The sequence below is a fragment of the Streptomyces sp. NPDC002476 genome, assembly GCF_042889785.1.
Classification (GTDB): Bacteria; Actinomycetota; Actinomycetes; order Streptomycetales; family Streptomycetaceae; genus Streptomyces.
Window position 1 is genome coordinate 177,594 of sequence record NZ_JBIARH010000012.1, and the last position, 17,550, is coordinate 195,143.

Annotated in this window: 10 protein-coding genes; 3 read left to right on the forward strand and 7 right to left on the reverse strand. The window is 67.8% G+C overall.

Going from position 1 to position 17,550, the window contains the following annotated elements; all coding sequences use genetic code 11:
• Window positions 1-2: 2 nt before the first annotated feature.
• Window positions 3-1,100, forward strand: a complete 1,098-nt coding sequence (gene hppD, locus ACFYXM_RS16980) for a 4-hydroxyphenylpyruvate dioxygenase (RefSeq protein WP_389290004.1) — start codon at window positions 3-5, stop codon at window positions 1,098-1,100.
• 125 nt (window positions 1,101-1,225) lie between these two features.
• The gene (locus tag ACFYXM_RS16985; protein ID WP_389290006.1) at window positions 1,226-3,874 is read left to right on the forward strand and encodes an aminotransferase class I/II-fold pyridoxal phosphate-dependent enzyme; all 2,649 of its coding nucleotides are present in this window, start codon (window positions 1,226-1,228) and stop codon (window positions 3,872-3,874) included.
• Between the two features lie 65 nt (window positions 3,875-3,939).
• On the opposite strand, the gene ACFYXM_RS16990 is transcribed toward ACFYXM_RS16985, so the two are convergent.
• From ACFYXM_RS16990 to rplK, 7 genes are all read right to left on the reverse strand, one after another.
• Window positions 3,940-7,854: a DNA-directed RNA polymerase subunit beta' gene (locus ACFYXM_RS16990; RefSeq protein ID WP_389290008.1), complete on the reverse strand. Its 3,915-nt coding sequence runs from the start codon at window positions 7,852-7,854 to the stop codon at window positions 3,940-3,942.
• Window positions 7,855-7,985: 131 nt separating this feature from the next.
• Complete coding sequence (rpoB, locus tag ACFYXM_RS16995; RefSeq protein ID WP_389290010.1) at window positions 7,986-11,471, reverse strand: DNA-directed RNA polymerase subunit beta; 3,486 nt, start codon at window positions 11,469-11,471, stop codon at window positions 7,986-7,988.
• A gap of 602 nt (window positions 11,472-12,073) precedes the next feature.
• The gene (gene rplL, locus ACFYXM_RS17000; RefSeq protein ID WP_360112073.1) at window positions 12,074-12,460 is read right to left on the reverse strand and encodes a 50S ribosomal protein L7/L12; all 387 of its coding nucleotides are present in this window, start codon (window positions 12,458-12,460) and stop codon (window positions 12,074-12,076) included.
• Between the two features lie 110 nt (window positions 12,461-12,570).
• A complete protein-coding gene (gene rplJ, locus ACFYXM_RS17005) occupies window positions 12,571-13,101 on the reverse strand; it encodes a 50S ribosomal protein L10 (protein ID WP_360112075.1) in 531 nt (176 codons plus the stop codon).
• 273 nt (window positions 13,102-13,374) lie between these two features.
• A complete protein-coding gene (locus ACFYXM_RS17010) occupies window positions 13,375-14,241 on the reverse strand; it encodes a hypothetical protein (protein WP_389290011.1) in 867 nt (288 codons plus the stop codon).
• Between the two features lie 179 nt (window positions 14,242-14,420).
• Complete coding sequence (rplA, locus tag ACFYXM_RS17015) at window positions 14,421-15,143, reverse strand: 50S ribosomal protein L1 (protein ID WP_389290013.1); 723 nt, start codon at window positions 15,141-15,143, stop codon at window positions 14,421-14,423.
• 81 nt (window positions 15,144-15,224) lie between these two features.
• Window positions 15,225-15,659 (reverse strand): 50S ribosomal protein L11, encoded by a 435-nt coding sequence (gene rplK, locus ACFYXM_RS17020; RefSeq protein WP_073786749.1) that lies wholly within the window; start codon window positions 15,657-15,659, stop codon window positions 15,225-15,227.
• Between the two features lie 1,134 nt (window positions 15,660-16,793).
• Between rplK and ACFYXM_RS17025 the strand changes: the two genes are divergently transcribed.
• The coding region (locus tag ACFYXM_RS17025) for an IS110 family transposase (RefSeq protein WP_389290015.1) at window positions 16,794-17,550 on the forward strand (757 nt) is incomplete at its 3' end.

Genomic DNA, 17,550 nt, shown 5'->3' on the forward strand with positions numbered 1-17,550 from the left:
ACATGGCGCAGGAAGAAAAGGCGAGCAATTCCGTGGCCGGTCCCTCGCTGAACCACATCGAGTTGTACGTGCCCGACGCCGCTGCGGCGAGTTCGGAATTCACCGAACACTATGGGTTCCAGCCCCTGGGGGACATCACCGGGAGGAACCGCGACCACCGCTCCCTCGCCCTGAGCCTGGGCCACGGGCTCGACGGCAGCATCCTCGTGCTCACCGAGGGCCGCACCGAGGAGCACCCGGCCACGCGCTATGTACGGGCACACGACTGGGGCGTCGCCGACATCGCGCTGCGCACCCCCGACGCGGCGGGCGCCTACCGCGCGGCGCTGGCGGCCGGGGCGATCGGCCTGCGGGAGCCGCAGGAGCTCTACGGGGCGGTACTCGCCACCATCGCCGGGTTCGGCGATGTCACGCACACCCTCGTCCAGCCGCCCGAAGGCGCGTCCCACCGCTGGCTGCCGGGGTTCGGCGACCTCGCGGAGCCGGTCACGACGCCGACCGGCCTGAACTTCGTGGATCACCTCGCGGTCTGCGTCGACGCCGGGCAGCTGGAGCCCACCGTGCGGTTCTACCAACGTGCGCTGGGCTTCGGCGTGATCTTCCGTGAGCGTGTCGAAGTGGGCTCGCAGGCCATGGAGTCCACGGTGGTGCAGAACTCCGCCCGGGACGTCACCCTCACGATCATCGAACCCGACGTCACCGCCGACCCGGGCCAGATAGACGGATTCCTGGAGCGGCACGGTGGCGCGGGCGTCCAGCACATCGCGTTCGCCACGGACCACATCGTGCGGACGATCTCCGTTCTCGGAGAGCGCGGCGTGGAGTTCCTGAGCACGCCCGATGTCTATTACGACCTGCTGAGCAGGCGTCTGGAGCCCGGCCACCACAGCGTCGAGGAGCTGCGCAAGCTGAATCTGCTGGCGGACGAGGACCACGACGGCCAGCTGTACCAGGTCTTCACCCGGTCCACGCATCCCCGCTCGACCCTCTTCTTCGAGGTGATCGAGCGCATGGGGGCGAAGACCTTCGGCAGCGGCAACATCAAGGCACTGTACGAGGCGGTCGAGGCGGGAGGGGCGATCGCCCAGGTACCGAGGTGAACCGGCCCTCAGAGCGTCCGGCCCTGGGACGCGCCGCGGATTCCGGGGCCGGACGTGCACCCGACGCAAGGAGCGGTGCCCGGCGGCGCCGCGGACAAGACGACGAGCCGGAAGAACGGAGCCCGGTGACAGAACGAGATCCGCTGTCCGCCCCCGATTCCTCCCCCGACGCCTGGTACGACAGCGGCGATGCGCGGCGGGCGGCGCGAGCCGCCCTGCCGGGCGACGTATGGGATTTCCTGACCGGGGGCAGCGGCACGGAACGGACGCTCGCGGACAACCGCACAGCCCTGGACGGCGTTCCCCTGGTCCCGCGGATCATGACGGACGTCACGCGCTGCGACACCGCGACCGAGCTGGCGGGCACATCCACCGACCTGCCGCTGGGGATCGCGCCGATCGCCTACCACCGGCTCTTCCATCCCGAGGGAGAGCCGGCGAGCGCGCGGGCGGCCGAGGCGGCCGGCGCCGTGTTCGTCGCCGGCATGCTGAGCAGCCGCCCGCTGGAGGACATCACCGCCGTCTGCTCCAGAACCTGGCTGCAGCTCTACTGGCTGCGCGACCGGGGGCTCCTCAAGGACCTCGTCGCCCGCGCGGAAGCGGCGGGCTGCCGGGCACTGGTGCTGACGGTGGACGTACCCCGGATGGGGCGGCGGCTGCGGGACATCCGCAATGAGTTCGCCCTCCCGGCCGATGTGGTCGCCGCCAACTTCCCGGCCGCCACGACCAGCACGGCCCGGACCCGTGCTCGTGGCGCTTCGGCCGTGATGGCGCACACGGGTGAGACCTTCGACCCCTCACTGAGCTGGCCGGACGTGGCCTGGCTCCGTGATCTGACCACGCTGCCCATCGTGCTGAAGGGCGTGTTGCACCCCGAGGACGCCAGGCGGGCCACGGAAACGGGCGTGGCGGCCGTCGTCGTCTCCAATCACGGCGGCCGGCAGCTGGACGGCGCGCCGCCCAGCGTCTCGATGCTGCCCGCCGTCCGTGAAGCGGTCGAGGGCCGGGTGCAGATCCTGCTCGACAGCGGGATCCGCAGTGGCACGGACGTGCTCAGGGCGCTGTCCCTGGGCGCCGACGGCGTCCTGGTGGGGCGCCCGGCCATGTGGGGCCTCGCGGCCGGCGGGCAGGGCGGAGCCGAGCGCGTACTCCGCCTGCTGCGGACCGAACTCGAAGACGCCATGGCGCTGGCGGGCTGCCCGTGCGTGAGCGACGCGCAACGGATCGGGAGCGACTCCTGGAACACGCGGATAAGAGGTCGCGCGCATAGGTGGGGCGGAGGAAGGAGCGGGGCGAGGGGCAAGCCCGGCAAGGCGGAGGAGGGAGGTGACGCGGAGCGTCGTCGACCGACGACAACGCCGCCGGGCGCCGCCCATCGCCACGCGACGCCGACCCACCCTATGCGCGCGACCTCTAAGCCCGCGGCCGAACAGTGGAAGGAGCGGTCAGCCATGGCCGTCACCCGGGATCTGACCGCGACGTCGCTGTTCGCGGCAGATCTGCACGCGTCACTCGCCAGCCCGACGCTGGCGTCCATGAACTTCCTCAACGAAGTGGCGATCCGGTTTCCGGACGCGATCTCCTTCGCGGCGGGGCGACCGTACGAGGGCCACTTCGACGTCTCTTCCCTGCACGAATACCTGGACGCGTTCTGCGGCTATCTGAGCGGGAAGCTCGGCCACAGCGACGAGGAGATCACCCGCCTGCTCTTCCAGTACGGTCGCACCAAGGGCATCGTGCACGAGCTGATCGCCAAGAATCTCCTCGTCGACGAGAACATCCGGGCCGATCCGGAGTCCGTCGTCGTCACGGTCGGCTGCCAGGAGGCGATGTTCCTCGTGCTCCGGGCGCTTCGCCGGAACGCGCAGGACGTGCTGCTCGCGGTCTCCCCCACCTACGTCGGCATCACAGGCGCCGCGGAGCTGGTGGACATGCCTGTCGTGCCCGTGGCAGGCGAAGCGGGCGGCCTCGACCTCGACGACCTGGTGGAATCCGTGGCCCGGGCCCGGAGCGCGGGTCTGAACCCGCGAGCCCTCTACATCGTGCCGGACTTCTCCAACCCGGCCGGCGAGTCCCTGGATCTTCCCTCACGTCACCGCCTGCTGGAGATCGCCGGGGAGCTGGACATCCTCCTGCTGGAGGACAATCCGTACGGCTTGTTCGGCGATGACGGTGATCGATTGCCGACGCTGAAATCTCTGGACCGCGGACGCCGAGTGGTCTATCTCGGCTCCTTCGCCAAGACCGGGCTCCCGGGAGCGAGAGTCGGCTACGCCGTGGCGGACCAGCCCGTGGTCGACGCAGCCGGGGGCACCGGGCTCCTCGCGGACGAGCTGTCGAAGCTCAAGAGCATGCTCACGCTCAACACGTCCCCGGTGGCGCAGGCGGTCATCGGCGGCAAGCTGGTCCAGCACGACTTCAGTCTGGTCCGTGCCAACGCCCGGGAGGCGGAGCTCTACCGCGGCAACCGGCGTCGGCTCCTCGCCGGCCTGGCCCGCCGCTTCCCGCTCCACCGCGACCCCGGCGCCACGGTCACCTGGAACACCCCGGCCGGCGGCTTCTTCCTCGTGGTCACCGTCCCGTTCGAGGCGAGCGACGCACGCCTGGAGGAGTCGGCCGAACGGTACGGAGTGTTGTGGACGCCTATGCACCACTTCTACACGGGAACAGCCGGCGGGACCCACCAGCTCCGGCTGTCCTGCAGCCTTCTCACGCCCGGACTCATCGAGGAGGGACTCGACCGGCTGGCAGCCTTCGTCGACGACCACCTCTGACCACGACGGAAACGCCGGAGGGCGGCCATCCCATGTGAGATGGCCGCCCTCCGTTCGCTCACGCCTTACTGGTTGTACGGACCGTAGTCGTAGTCCTCCAGCGGAACGGCCTGGCCGGAGCCCGTGCCGAACGGCGAGTAGTCGATGTCGTCGTAGCCGACGGCCGAGTACATCGCGGCCTTGGCCTCCTCGGTCGGCTCGACCCGGATGTTGCGGTAGCGGGACAGGCCCGTACCGGCCGGGATGAGCTTACCGATGATGACGTTCTCCTTGAGGCCGATGAGACTGTCGGACTTGGCGTTGATCGCCGCGTCCGTCAGGACTCGGGTCGTCTCCTGGAAGGAGGCGGCCGACAGCCAGGACTCCGTCGCCAGCGAGGCCTTGGTGATACCCATCAGCTGCGGACGGCCGGAGGCGGGGTGACCGCCCTCGGTGACCACACGACGGTTCTCGGTCTCGAACTTCGAGCGCTCGACGAGCTCGCCCGGCAGCAGCTCCGCGTCGCCGGACTCGATGATCGTCACGCGGCGCAGCATCTGCCGGATGATGATCTCGATGTGCTTGTCGTGGATCGACACACCCTGCGAGTTGTAGACCTTCTGGACCTCGCCGACCAGGTGGACCTGGACCGCGCGCTGGCCGAGGATGCGGAGCACGTCGTGCGGGTTGGTGGCACCCACGGTGAGCTTCTGGCCCACCTCGACGTGGTCGCCCTCGCCCACCAGGAGACGGGCACGCTTCGAGATCGGGTAGGCCGTCTCGTCGCTGCCGTCGTCCGGGGTGACGACGATCTTCTTGGTCTTCTCGGTCTCCTCGATGCGGACGCGGCCGGCCGCCTCCGAGATCGGGGCGACACCCTTGGGCGTACGGGCCTCGAAGAGCTCGACGACACGCGGCAGACCCTGGGTGATGTCGTCACCGGCCACACCACCGGTGTGGAAGGTACGCATCGTCAGCTGGGTACCGGGCTCACCGATGGACTGGGCGGCGATGATGCCGACCGCCTCGCCGATGTCGACCAGCTTGCCGGTGGCGAGCGAGCGTCCGTAGCAGAAGGCACAGGTGCCGACCGCGGACTCGCAGGTCAGGACCGAGCGGGTCTTGACCGTCTCGACGCCGGCGGCGACCAGCGCGTCGATCAGGACGTCACCGAGGTCGACGTTGGCCGGCGCGATCACCTTGCCGTCGACGACGACGTCCTCGGCGAGCATCCGGGCGTAGACCGAGGTCTCGACGTCCTCCGCCTTGCGGAGCACACCGTCGGCGCCCTTCTCGGCGATCCGCAGCTTCAGGCCGCGGTCGGTGCCGCAGTCCTCCTCGCGGATGATCACGTCCTGCGAGACGTCCACCAGACGACGGGTCAGGTAACCCGAGTCGGCGGTACGCAGGGCGGTGTCCGCCAGGCCCTTACGGGCACCGTGCGTGGCGATGAAGTACTCCAGCACGGACAGGCCCTCGCGGAAGGACGCCTTGATCGGCCGCGGGATCGTCTCGTTCTTCGCGTTCGACACCAGACCACGCATACCGGCGATCTGCCGCATCTGCATCATGTTCCCTCGGGCACCCGAGTTCACCATCATGAAGATGGGGTTGGTCTTGGGGAAGTTTTCGGTCATGGCCTCGGAGACCTCGTTGGTCGCCTTGGTCCAGATCGCGATGAGTTCCTGCGTGCGCTCGTCCTTGGTGATCAGACCGCGCTCGTACTGCTTCTGGACCTTGTCGTCCTGCGCCTCGTAGCCGGCGACGATCGCCTTCTTCGCCTCGGGCACGATGACGTCGGAGATGGCCACGGTGACACCGGAACGGGTCGCCCAGTAGAAGCCCGCCGCCTTCAGGTTGTCGAGCGTCGCCGCCACGATGACCTTGGGGTAGCGCTCGGCGAGGTCGTTGACGATCTCGGAGAGCTGCTTCTTGCCGACCGAGTAGTCGACGAACGGGTAGTCCTCGGGCAGCAGCTCGTTGAAGAGCGCGCGGCCCAGGGTCGTCCGCAGCCGGAAGGAGTCGCCCAGCTGGAACGCCCGCTCCCCGACGCCGTCGTCCCCTTCCTCGGCGACCGGCGGCACCCAGCCGCGCGGCGGGATGGTGCCCACCGGGAAGCGGATGTCGACCTTCGCCTGGAGCGACAGCTCGCGGGCGTCGAAGGCCATGATCGCCTCGGCCGTGGAGCCGAAGGAACGGCCCTGTCCGATGACGTTGCGCTCCTCCTCGTCCGTGGTGAGGAAGAACAGGCCCAGCACCATGTCCTGGGTCGGCATGGTGACGGGACGGCCGTCGGCCGGCTTGAGGATGTTGTTCGAGGACAGCATCAGGATGCGGGCCTCGGCCTGCGCCTCCGCGGAGAGCGGCAGGTGGACGGCCATCTGGTCACCGTCGAAGTCCGCGTTGAACGCGGTGCAGACGAGCGGGTGGATCTGGATGGCCTTGCCCTCGACCAGCTGCGGCTCGAAGGCCTGGATGCCGAGGCGGTGCAGCGTGGGCGCACGGTTCAGCAGCACCGGGTGCTCGGCGATGACCTCTTCGAGGACGTCGTACACCACGGTGCGACCGCGCTCGACCATGCGCTTGGCCGACTTGATGTTCTGCGCGTGGTTCAGGTCGACCAGGCGCTTCATCACGAACGGCTTGAAGAGCTCCAGCGCCATGGCCTTCGGCAGACCGCACTGGTGCAGCTTCAGCTGCGGGCCGACGACGATCACGGAACGCGCCGAGTAGTCGACACGCTTGCCGAGGAGGTTCTGGCGGAAGCGGCCCTGCTTGCCCTTCAGCATGTCGCTGAGGGACTTCAGCGGGCGGTTGCCGGGGCCCGTCACCGGGCGGCCGCGACGACCGTTGTCGAAGAGGGCGTCAACGGCCTCCTGAAGCATGCGCTTCTCGTTGTTGACGATGATCTCCGGGGCACCGAGGTCCAGGAGCCGCTTCAGACGGTTGTTGCGGTTGATCACACGGCGGTACAGGTCGTTCAGGTCGGAGGTCGCGAAGCGGCCACCGTCCAGCTGCACCATCGGACGCAGGTCCGGCGGGATGACCGGCACGCAGTCGAGCACCATGCCCTTGGGCTTGTTGCTGGTCTGCAGGAACGCGGAGACGACCTTGAGGCGCTTGAGCGCGCGGGTCTTCTTCTGGCCCTTGCCGGTGCGGATGATCTCGCGGAGCTTCTCGGCCTCCTCCTCCAGGTCGAAGGACTCCAGCCGCTTCTGCAGGGCGGCGGCGCCCATGCAGCCGTCGAAGTACGTGCCGAAGCGGTCACGCAGCTCGCGGTAGAGCAGCTCGTCGCCCTCCAGGTCCTGGACCTTGAGGTTCTTGAAGCGGTTCCACACCTCGTCGAGGCGGTCGATCTCGCGCTGCGCGCGGTCGCGCAGCTGCTTCATCTCACGCTCGGCGCCCTCGCGCACCTTGCGGCGCACGTCGGCCTTGGCGCCCTCGGCCTCCAGCTCGGCCAGGTCGGTCTCGAGCTTCTTGGCGCGGGCCTCCAGGTCGGCGTCGCGGCGGTTCTCGATCTGCTGGCGCTCGACGGAGACGTGCGCCTCCAGCGAGGGCAGGTCGCGGGTACGCCGCTCATCGTCCACGTACGTGATCATGTACGCGGCGAAGTAGATGACCTTCTCCAGGTCCTTCGGCGCCAGGTCGAGCAGGTAGCCCAGGCGCGACGGGACGCCCTTGAAGTACCAGATGTGGGTGACGGGAGCGGCGAGCTCGATGTGGCCCATGCGCTCACGGCGCACCTTGGCACGCGTGACCTCGACACCGCAGCGCTCACAGATGATGCCCTTGAAGCGGACACGCTTGTACTTGCCGCAGTAGCACTCCCAGTCCCGGGTCGGACCGAAGATCTTCTCGCAGAAGAGTCCGTCCTTTTCGGGCTTGAGCGTGCGGTAGTTGATGGTCTCCGGCTTCTTCACTTCGCCGTGCGACCAGGTCCGGATGTCGTCCGCGGTGGCGAGGCCGATCCGCAGCTCGTCGAAGAAGTTGACGTCGAGCACTTGTCGTCAATCCCTCTTTCGGGGGTTCGAGCCCCCTCGCGTCAGGCGAGAAATATGGGGCACTTCAGCAATGGTCTGAACGGGTCCGGGGAGAGCCGGCCGGATCACGCGGGATCCGGCCGGCCAACCCGTCAGACCTCTTCGACGCTGCTCGGCTCGCGCCGGGACAGGTCGATACCGAGCTCCTCCGCCGCGCGGAAGACGTCCTCGTCCGTGTCACGCATCTCGATGGACATGCCGTCCGAGGACAGCACCTCCACGTTGAGGCAGAGCGACTGCATTTCCTTGATGAGCACCTTGAAGGACTCGGGGATGCCGGGCTCGGGGATGTTCTCGCCCTTGACGATGGCCTCGTAGACCTTCACGCGGCCGGTCACGTCGTCGGACTTGATCGTCAGGAGCTCCTGGAGGGCGTATGCGGCGCCGTATGCCTCAAGGGCCCACACCTCCATCTCACCGAAGCGCTGACCACCGAACTGCGCCTTACCACCCAGCGGCTGCTGGGTGATCATCGAGTACGGACCCGTCGACCGCGCGTGCAGCTTGTCGTCGACGAGGTGGTGCAGCTTGAGGATGTACATGTAGCCGACCGAGACCGGGTCCGGGAACGGCTCGCCGGAGCGGCCGTCGAACAGCTTGGCCTTGCCGGAGGGCTGCACCAGGCGGTCGCCGTCGCGGTTCGGGATCGTGGCCTCGAAGAGGCCGGAGATCTCGTCCTCGCGCGCACCGTCGAAGACGGGGGTGGCGACGTTGGTGCCGGGGGCGACCTGGTCGGCGCCGATGGACTGCAGGCGCTTGGCCCAGTCGTCGGCGAGACCGGAGACGTCCCAGCCGCGGCTGGCGAGCCAGCCGAGGTGGATCTCCAGGACCTGTCCCGGGTTCATTCGGGACGGGACACCCAGCGGGTTGAGGATGATGTCGACCGGGGTGCCGTCCTCCAGGAACGGCATGTCCTCGATCGGCAGGATCTTCGAGATGACGCCCTTGTTGCCGTGGCGGCCGGCGAGCTTGTCACCGTCGGTGATCTTGCGCTTCTGCGCGACGTAGACGCGGACCAGCTGGTTCACGCCGGGCGGCAGCTCGTCGCCCTCCTCGCGGTCGAAGACGCGGACGCCGATGACCTTGCCGATCTCGCCGTGCGGCACCTTCAGCGAGGTGTCGCGGACCTCGCGCGCCTTCTCACCGAAGATCGCACGGAGCAGGCGCTCCTCGGGGGTCAGCTCGGTCTCGCCCTTGGGCGTGACCTTGCCGACGAGGATGTCGCCGGCGACGACCTCGGCACCGATGCGGATGATGCCGCGCTCGTCGAGGTCGGCGAGGACCTCCTCGGAGACGTTCGGGATGTCCCGGGTGATCTCCTCGGGGCCGAGCTTGGTGTCACGGGCGTCGACCTCGTGCTCCTCGATGTGGATCGAGGAGAGGACGTCGTCCTGCACGAGGCGCTGCGACAGGATGATCGCGTCCTCGTAGTTGTGGCCCTCCCACGGCATGAACGCCACGAGCAGGTTCTTGCCCAGGGCCATCTCGCCGTTCTCGGTGGCCGGACCGTCGGCGAGGACCTGGTCGGCGACGACCCGGTCGCCCTCGGCGACGACGACCTTCTGGTTGACCGAGGTGCCCTGGTTGGAGCGCATGAACTTGGCGATGCGGTACGTGGTGTACGTGCCGTCGTCGTTCGTCACGGTGATGTAGTCCGCGGAGACCTCCTGGACCACACCGTCCTTCTCGGCCTTCAGCACGTCACCGGCGTCGGTGGCGCAGCGGTACTCCATGCCGGTGCCGACGAGCGGGGCCTCGGACTTGATGAGCGGCACCGCCTGCCGCATCATGTTCGCCCCCATGAGGGCGCGGTTGGCGTCGTCGTGCTCCAGGAAGGGGATCATCGCGGTGGCGACGGACACCATCTGGCGCGGCGACACGTCCATGTAGTCGACCTCGGCCGGCGCCACGTAGTCGACCTCGCCGCCGCGGCGGCGGACCAGGATGCGGGGCTCGGTGAAGCGCAGGTCCTCGGAGAGGAGCGCGTTCGCCTGGGCGATGACGAAGCGGTCCTCCTCGTCGGCGGTGATGTAGTCGACCTCGTCGGTGACCTGGCCGTCGACGACCTTGCGGTACGGCGTCTCGATGAAGCCGAACGCGTTGACGCGGCCGTACGAGGCGAGCGAACCGATCAGACCGATGTTCGGACCTTCGGGGGTCTCGATCGGGCACATGCGTCCGTAGTGGGACGGGTGCACGTCACGGACCTCGAACCCGGCCCGCTCACGGGAGAGACCACCCGGGCCGAGCGCGGACAGACGACGCTTGTGCGTCAGCCCGGACAGCGGGTTGTTCTGGTCCATGAACTGGGACAGCTGGCTGGTGCCGAAGAACTCCTTGATGGAGGCGACGACCGGCCGGATATTGATCAGGGTCTGGGGCGTGATCGCCTCGACGTCCTGGGTCGTCATGCGCTCGCGCACGACGCGCTCCATACGGGCGAGACCCGTACGGACCTGGTTCTGGATGAGCTCGCCGACGTTGCGCAGGCGGCGGTTGCCGAAGTGGTCGATGTCGTCGGTCTCGACGACGATCGTGCGGCCGGACTCGCCGACCGTCTCGGTCTCACCGGCGTGCAGCTTGACCAGGTACTTGATGGTCGCGATGACGTCGTCGGTGGTGAGCACGCCGGCGTCCAGCGGCTCGTCGGCGCCGAGCTTCTTGTTGACCTTGTAGCGGCCGACCTTCGCGAGGTCGTAGCGCTTCGGGTTGAAGTAGAGGTTCTCCAGCAGCGTCTGGGCGGCCTCGCGTGTCGGCGGCTCGCCCGGACGGAGCTTGCGGTAGATGTCGAGCAGCGCGTCGTCCTGGCCCTGGGTGTGGTCCTTCTCCAGGGTGGCGCGCATGGACTCGTACTCGCCGAACTCCTGCAGGATCTGCTCGGTGGTCCAGCCGAGCGCCTTCAGCAGGACGGTGACGGACTGCTTGCGCTTGCGGTCGATACGAACACCGACCATGTCGCGCTTGTCGATCTCCATCTCCAGCCAGGCACCCCGGGACGGGATGATCTTGGCGGAGAAGATGTCCTTGTCGGACGTCTTGTCGATGGAGGAGTCGAAGTAGACACCCGGCGAACGGACCAGCTGCGACACGACGACACGCTCGGTGCCGTTGATGACGAAGGTGCCCTTGTTCGTCATGAGCGGGAAGTCGCCCATGAAGACCGTCTGGGACTTGATCTCGCCGGTCTCGTTGTTGGTGAACTCCGCCGTGACGAAGAGCGGGGCGGCGTACGTGAAGTCGCGCTCCTTGCACTCGTCGATCGAGTTCTTCGGGGGCTCGAAGCGGTGGTCGCGGAACGTGAGCGACATCGACCCGGAGAAGTCCTCGATCGGGGAGATCTCCTCGAAGATTTCCTCCAGTCCGGACTTGGTGGGGACGTCTTGTCCACTGTCCAGAGCAGCCTCGACGCGAGCCTTCCAGGCGGCATTGCCGAGGAGCCAGTCGAAGCTCTCGGTCTGCAGCGCGAGGAGGTTCGGAACCTCGAGGGGCTCCTTGATCTTTGCAAAGGAGATGCGCAGCGGGGCGGTGCTGGCACCGTTGTTCGTATTCGCGGTCGAGGCGTTGCGCGAGGCGGCCAAGAGGGGGTCCTTCCGAGGGCTCGGACTCACTACGCGCGTACCGGTCCCAAGCTGGACGCCGAGACGGTCGGTTCCTGGCTCCGGCCGGAAAAGGCCAGGTCAGAGACGTGTGATCGTCGGTGCTCAAGCGTGGGCATGCCCCTGGTGACGGGCAGGAGGCAGCTAACAGGCAGCGCAAAGGGACAGTGTAGCCAAACGGCACACTGATGTCCAGTGAGGGTTCTCAGAGACCCACGTTGCTCGCACCAGTTGTTCTCAACACCTATTGGTCCTGCGCGTGCTGCGCTCTTCTTTACTGCCCACTTCGGCCACGATCCATGCCTCGGATTCGGATCGATGTGCTGACGCGTCCTGAGAATCGCGCGCCGCGTCCGGTTCGTCAAGGCCCCCTGCCGGGGGCCGCGTCCCGGCTGCAGCCGACGCCGGATGGCCGTCCCCCGAGAGGCAACGGCGAAGATCACCATACTCGTCGCCGCAGGAAGAGCAAGGCAGCGGCCCCGGGTGCACCGAAGGGCGACCACCCCGATGGGTGATCGCCCTTCGTCACGCGGCCCCCGTGCCGTACGGCACGGTCGGCGGAAGGAGTCGGCCGACTCCTGAGATCACTTGACCTCGACAGCGGCGCCGGCGCCCTTGAGGGCCTCGGCGGCCTTGTCGGCGGCTTCCTTGTTGACCTTCTCGAGGACCGGCTTCGGGGTGCCGTCGACGAGGTCCTTGGCCTCCTTCAGACCCAGCGAGGTCAGCTCACGCACGACCTTGATGACCTGGATCTTCTTGTCGCCGGCGCCGGTGAGGATGACGTCGAACTCGTCCTTCTCCTCGGCCGGGGCCTCGGCGCCACCAGCGGCACCACCGGCGACGACGACCGGCGCGGCAGCGGCGGCGGTGACGTCGAACTTCTCCTCGAAGGCCTTCACGAACTCGGAGAGCTCGATGAGGGTCATCTCCTCGAACTGCGCGAGCAGGTCTTCCTGGCTGAGCTTCGCCATGATGGCGTCCTTCCACTAATTCGGCTGGTGCCGGATGTACATGTGAGGCGGGCGTACGGGCCCGCTACGACCGCCGCTCCACCGGAGCCGCGATCACTGCGCGAGCCGAATTACTCGGCACCGCCCTGCTCGGCCTGCTTGGCGCGCAGCGCGTCCACGGTGCGGACGAGCTTCGACGGCAGAGCCTGGAAGAGCGAGGCAGCCTGGGACTGCTTGCCCTTGAAGGCACCGGCCAGCTTGCTGAGCAGAACCTCGCGGGACTCGAGGTCCGCGAGCTTCTTGATCTCATCGGCGGACAGCGCCTTGCCGTCAAGGACACCGCCCTTGATGACGAGGTTGGGGTTGTCCTTGGCGAAGTCACGAAGACCCTTCGCCGACTCCACCGGGTCACCGGTGATGAAGGCAACCGCCGTCGGACCCGCGAAAAGGTCGTCGAGCGAGTCGATCCCGGCCTCGTTGGCCGCAATCTTGGTCAGCGTGTTCTTCACCACGGCGTACTGGGCGTTCTCACCGAGCGAACGGCGCAGCTGCTTGAGCTGGGCCACGGTGAGACCCCGGTACTCGGTCAGCACAGCGGCGTTCGAGCTGCGGAACTGGTCCGTCAGCTCGGCTACCGCGGCAGCCTTGTCGGGCCTTGCCATGAGCGTCGGCCTCCTTCCGGGTGATGAGGACCGCTCAGAAGGGGCCGGGAAAGACGAACGCCCCGGCGCAGGAGCCAGGGCGTAGCTCGACCGGATGAAATCCGGGAGCTCTCCACAGTCACCTGCGCGGGTCGCCCGTACTCGACGGATCCTTCGGTCACCGTTCCCTTCTACAAGGGCACGGCGACGACCAGCGGTCTTTGGCTTCTGGGTGAGAGTACGCGACCGGTGTCGCGTCGGGCAAATCGTCCGCTCCCGCGACGGCACGCGGCCTCAGCCCGTGGGGGCGCCAGCCTTCTGCTGCTGCTTCATGAGGTCGGTGAACTTGACCGTGTCGCCGGCCGACGGCTTCTCCACGGAGACCTTCGTGCCGTAGTCGCTGTAGTGGACGGTCGAGTTCATCTCGCCGGTCTTCATCTTGGCGCGCTCGGTCTTCTTGACCAGCAGGTCGTTCTCGTCGACCCAGATGTCGACCTTCTCCGTGGTTATCCCCACCTCGTCCAGCTGCTTCTTCAGCTCGGTGAGCTGGGCGGCGTCGAGCGCGGAGTTCTTCTCGGTCAGCCCGGCGACGTCGAGGGTGCCGGCGTAGTGCGTGGTGCGGACCCCGCGCACGTCCTCCTCGCCGACCTTCTTCACGTCGCCGGAGGCCAGCAGGGACTGCACGGCCTGGTTGGGCGTGGCGTTCTGCATCTGCTGCTTCATCGCCTCGCCGGAGGCACCCGCGAGCTTGGCGAGGTCGGCGTAGTCGTAGCTGATCCAGCGCTTGCCGCCGGACTGCTGGGCGAAGCCGTCGCCCATGTTCACGGCGTAGCCGTCCTTGTAGTAGCGGGCCTCCATCGTGCCGCTGCCACCGCTCTGCTTCATGGCGTCGGCCATGCTGCCGCCGGTGTACGTGATCTGCATGGTGCCGGTCAGGCCGTCGGACCAGTCGACGGTGCCGGTCTGCTTCATGGACATGAGGGTGCCCATCTCGGTGGTTCCCTCGACCTTCGCCGAGTTGACCCCGCCCGTCTTCTTCTGCACCTGACGCAGCGCGGCGATCGGGTCGAACTTCTCGGCACCGCTGCAGGACGTGACGGACGTCACTGCCGCCGCCACTGCCACCGCCAGGCCCACCCGTCGCACAGTACTGGTCCTCATGACCGTTTCCACCCCTCGTTCGACTCTCGGACCCTCACGCTAACGCACAGGTCTGACACAACCCGCTCATACGTACGGACACCTCGTGCGTACGGATACGGGGACGGGCCCCGCACCTGAAAAGGTTGCGGGGCCCGTCGGTGTCACACGTGACGCGGCGTACGGCCGAGCGCGGGGGCTCAGACGGCGGCCGGGTCCTCCTCGACGAGGAGGTTGCGGGTGCGGTTGGCGTCCAGCGGGATGCCGGGGCCCATCGTGGTGGCCAGGGTGGCCTTCTTGATGTAGCGGCCCTTGGCGGCGGACGGCTTCAGACGGAGGACCTCCTCCAGCGCCGCACCGTAGTTCTCCACCAGCTTGGTCTCGTCGAAGGAGACCTTGCCGATGATGAAGTGGAGGTTCGCGTGCTTGTCGACACGGAACTCGATCTTGCCGCCCTTGATCTCGGTGACGGCCTTGGCGACGTCGGGGGTGACGGTGCCGGTCTTCGGGTTCGGCATCAGACCACGCGGACCGAGCACGCGGCCGAGGCGGCCGACCTTGCCCATGAGGTCCGGGGTGGCGACGACGGCGTCGAAGTCCAGACGGCCCTTCGACACCTCGTCGATGAGCTCGTCGGCGCCGACGATGTCGGCGCCCGCGGCTTCCGCGGCCGCAGCACGGTCACCGGTCGCGAAGACCAGGACCCGGGCGGTCTTGCCGGTGCCGTGCGGGAGGTTCACGGTGCCGCGGACCATCTGATCGGCCTTGCGCGGGTCGACGCCCAGGCGAAGGGCGACCTCGACGGTGCCGTCGAACTTGGTGGAGGCGGTCTCCTTGGCGAGACGGACGGCCTCGAGCGGCGCGTAGTTGCGCGACCGGTCGACCTTGGCGTCCGCAGCGCGGAGGTTCTTGCTGCGCTTCACTTCTGCTCCTGTGTTCTCAGGGTGTGGAGTCGTGGTGCGGGCCAGCGCTCGGCCCTACCACTGCGTACGAAAGGGGCTGGATCAGCCTTCGACCGTGATGCCCATGGAACGGGCGGTGCCTTCGATGATCTTCGACGCGGCGTCGAGGTCGTTGGCGTTCAGGTCGGGGAGCTTCGTCGTGGCGATCTCGCGGACCTGGGCGGCCGTCAGCTTGGCGACCTTGGTCTTGTGCGGCTCGCCGGAGCCCTTCTCCACACCCGCGGCCTTGAGGATCAGCTTCGCGGCCGGCGGAGTCTTGGTGACGAAGGTGAAGGAACGGTCCTCGTAGACCGTGATCTCCACCGGCACGACCATGCCACGCTGCGACTCGGTCGCGGCGTTGTAGGCCTTGCAGAACTCCATGATGTTGACGCCGTGCTGGCCCAGCGCGGGGCCGACCGGCGGGGCCGGGTTGGCCGCACCGGCGTTGATCTGGAGCTTGATAAGCCCCGTGACCTTCTTCTTCTTGGGAGGCATTGCTCTCTCCGGGTCCTAGTGAGAGTGTTCCGCCACCGTCCGGTCATCCGGATGGAGGCATACCGCGCAACGATAACGGGTATGGCTGCGCGACCAAAAACCGAGCAGGTCAGACCGGCGACGAAACCGGCCTGACCTGCTCGATAGGCGTGCGTCCAGAAATCCGCGGAAAACCGTCAGTTCTTCTGGGACTGGTGACGGCCCGGTTCGACCAGGAGGAAGCGTACCGGGCGGGCTCGTGACCTAGGAAACGGCGGTTGCTATCCGTCGTCATTGGTCATCGTTGGCCACCCTCGGACGGCCCACAGACGGCCCGGTCGGTTGTGGCGGATGCCGTCCCTGTGGCGGGTGGGTCCCGCCACAGGGACGGGTGCGGGTCAGGACGAAAGAGCTGAAGGGACCGCCTTCGGCGGACGCCCTGAAGGCGCCCACCCTGAGAGCTCCCGTCCGCCTGGGGGCGGCTGCGGGCCGTCAGCATCAGCCTGCCTCCAGTCAGGGGCCCTGAGTAGTGAGAGAAGTTCTCGAAAACCCGCGACTCATCGTGCACATCGCGTCTCAGCGCAGGTCAGAGGGGGTGTGCCTGAGACGGCTATCGCGACTCAGCGCAGCTCACATCGCGCACAGAGGTCGTTTTCTGCGCACGTGTGCGCGATGAGTCGCGACTCAGGCCAATGTCGAGCCAACCGAGCGCCCAGCGTTTCAGGTCGGCCCAGCGTCCCTCCTGAAGTGCCGCCCCGCTGCTGCGGCGGTCTTGTGAAGAGACCACCCGCGCGGGGGACGGGTGGTCTCTTCTGTCGCCAGCGGGCAGCTCCCCCGCCGGATGGCGACCGCGGCTGGCGGTTCGTACAAGCAAGAGGAGCCCCCCCGTTACCTTTTTCGTGCCCCGCAATGGGGCGCCTGGCCCCCGGGTCCGGTATGGCTGTGTGCCCCCTGTCGAAGTCGATGACCTGGGGGGTGTTGCCGCCGGGCTTCGGGGCACCGCTTGACCGCTGATGAGGGGCCTGACGACCGCCTGGTTCGGTGCAATGCCGGCCCGCTTTACGGGTGGGGATGTCTGCGTAACGTGGTTGCCGGCGTGTGGTGCCGCAGGGACGGCCGGGAGTTGAGGAGATGAGAGGCGAGGGGCACGCGCACATGGTCGACACGACCGCGATAGATCTCTTCCTCGGTCTGGATCTGGGCAAGGAGTTCCACCATGCCCACGGCCGGACCAGGGACGGCAGAACCGTGCACGACAAGCGGCTGCCCAACACCGAACCGAAACTGCTGGAGCTGTTCACCAGGCTGGTGGCGAAGTTCGGCACCGTCCTTGTGGTCGTGGACCAGGTCGCCAACATCGGCGCATTGCCTCTGACGGTGGCTCGCTCGGCGGGCTGCCGAGTTGCATACCTGCCCGGCCTGTCGATGCGGCGGGCCGCCGACCTGCACCCGGGTGAGGCCAAGACCGATGCCCGCGACGCGTTCGTGATCGCCGAGACTGCCCGGTCCATGCCACACACTCTGCGCGCGGTGGACCGCGACGACGAGGTGCTGGCCGAGCTGACGATGCTCACCGGCTACGACAATGACCTGGCCGGCGAGGTCAACCGCACCACCAACCGGCTGCGCGGCCTGCTCTCCCAGATCCACCCTTCCCTGGAACGGGTCCTGGGGCCACGCCTGGCTTACCCCTACGTCCAGGCCCTCCTGCAACGGCACGGCTCGCCCGTCCGGCTCAAGAGACTGGGCCGGACCCGATGCGAGGCCCTCCTCAAGGCACACGGCTCGCGCAAGGCCCACCACCTGAGCGGGGAGATCTTCGAAGCGCTCGCCGAGCAGACCCTCGTCGTTCCCGGCACCGAAGCATCCGCGCTGATCGTGCCTGGCCTGGCCGCCCAGCTCGCCGCCGCCC

What these genes read in the sequence shown, in the direction of transcription:
- hppD (WP_389290004.1), top strand. Translation starts at nt 3, where the DNA reads ATGGCGCAGGAAGAAAAGGCGAGCAATTCCGTGGCCGGTCCCTCGCTG.
- rplL (WP_360112073.1), bottom strand. Translation starts at nt 12,460, where the DNA reads ATGGCGAAGCTCAGCCAGGAAGACCTGCTCGCGCAGTTCGAGGAGATG.
- rplJ (WP_360112075.1), bottom strand. Translation starts at nt 13,101, where the DNA reads ATGGCAAGGCCCGACAAGGCTGCCGCGGTAGCCGAGCTGACGGACCAG.
- ACFYXM_RS17010 (WP_389290011.1), bottom strand. Translation starts at nt 14,241, where the DNA reads ATGAGGACCAGTACTGTGCGACGGGTGGGCCTGGCGGTGGCAGTGGCG.
- rplK (WP_073786749.1), bottom strand. Translation starts at nt 15,659, where the DNA reads ATGCCTCCCAAGAAGAAGAAGGTCACGGGGCTTATCAAGCTCCAGATC.